Source organism: Bifidobacterium miconisargentati, assembly GCF_019331675.1.
Classification (GTDB): Bacteria; Actinomycetota; Actinomycetes; order Actinomycetales; family Bifidobacteriaceae; genus Bifidobacterium; species Bifidobacterium miconisargentati.
This window is the reverse complement of the sequence record NZ_JAHBBJ010000039.1, coordinates 1-1,046: the sequence shown is the minus strand read 5'-3', so window position 1 is coordinate 1,046 and position 1,046 is coordinate 1. Positions and strand designations below refer to the sequence as shown.

2 protein-coding genes are annotated in these 1,046 nt (G+C 63.2%); one reads left to right on the top strand and one right to left on the bottom strand.

All coding sequences use genetic code 11. The features are described from left to right. Window positions 1-441, top strand: a 441-nt coding sequence (locus tag KIH81_RS11920) for an S-layer homology domain-containing protein (RefSeq protein WP_214305520.1), incomplete at its 5' end; no start/stop codon positions are given. Window positions 442-572: 131 nt separating this feature from the next. Here the strand turns inward: KIH81_RS11920 and KIH81_RS11915 are convergent. Then, window positions 573-1,046, bottom strand: a 474-nt coding sequence (locus tag KIH81_RS11915) for an S-layer homology domain-containing protein (RefSeq protein ID WP_214305519.1), incomplete at its 5' end; no start/stop codon positions are given.

The window sequence follows — 1,046 nt, the reverse complement described above, 5'->3', positions numbered from 1 at the left end:
ATCCTGCGCCAGGACTTCGCCGCGATGCTGTACCGTCTGGCCGGCTCCCCGGCCTACACGGTGTCCGCCTCGGATAACATCTTCTCCGATGTGACCCCGGCGACCCCTCACTACAAGGAGATCCTGTGGGCCGCGAAGAACGGCATCATCAAGGGTTACCCGGACGGCACGTTCGGCGGCACCCGCACCGTGGTCCGTCAGGACGCCATGGCGTTCTTCTACCGCACCGCCAAGCTGGTCAATGCGGATAGCGTGAAGAACGTGAAGGTCGAGAACACGTTCGCCGACATCGCGACGACCGCGCACTCCACCGAGGTCCTGTGGGCCGCCAACTACAAGGGCATCGCGAAGGGCTACGCCGACGGTAACTTCCACGGCCTGTGGAACCTGACCCGTGCCGACGCCGCCGCGTTCCTGCACCGTGTCGACAAGGCCCTGTGACCTTTACGGTGACCGGCTGAGCCGACACTGACACCGTAACGACACGCGAAAAGGCTCCCACCCGATGATTCGGGTGGGAGCCTTTTCCATGTGTTCAGGCTTGCCGGTTGACGGTCAGGCCGTCAGCGGACTCACTTGTAGAGGTCGTCCAGACGGGTGCCGAAGGTCAGCTGGATCCTGTTGAGGAAGGCCGCGGCATCCTGACGGATGATGGTCTTCGTACCACCGAAGCTACCGTCGGAGAAACCACGGATGATGCCGTAGTCGGTCTGGGACAGGAACATGATGGCGGTGTAGTGCGGGGTCGAAGCGTTCACGTCGGTGAACTGCGGCTGAGCCGCTGCATCGAACGTCGGGTCGACGTTCTGGCCCTTGACCAGGTTGTACAGCATGGCCGCCGCATCCTGGCGCAGGATCGTCTGGGAACCGCGGAACGTGCCATCGGAGAAGCCGTTGAGCACGCCGTTGGAGGCGGCCCACAGGATCTCCTTGTAATGCGGGGTGCTGGAGTTCACGTCGGAGAACGTCTTGGTGGCGTCCTTCACGTCGAACTCCGGCTCACCGGCCAGACGGTACAGGAACGCGGCGAAGTCCTGGCGCAGGAT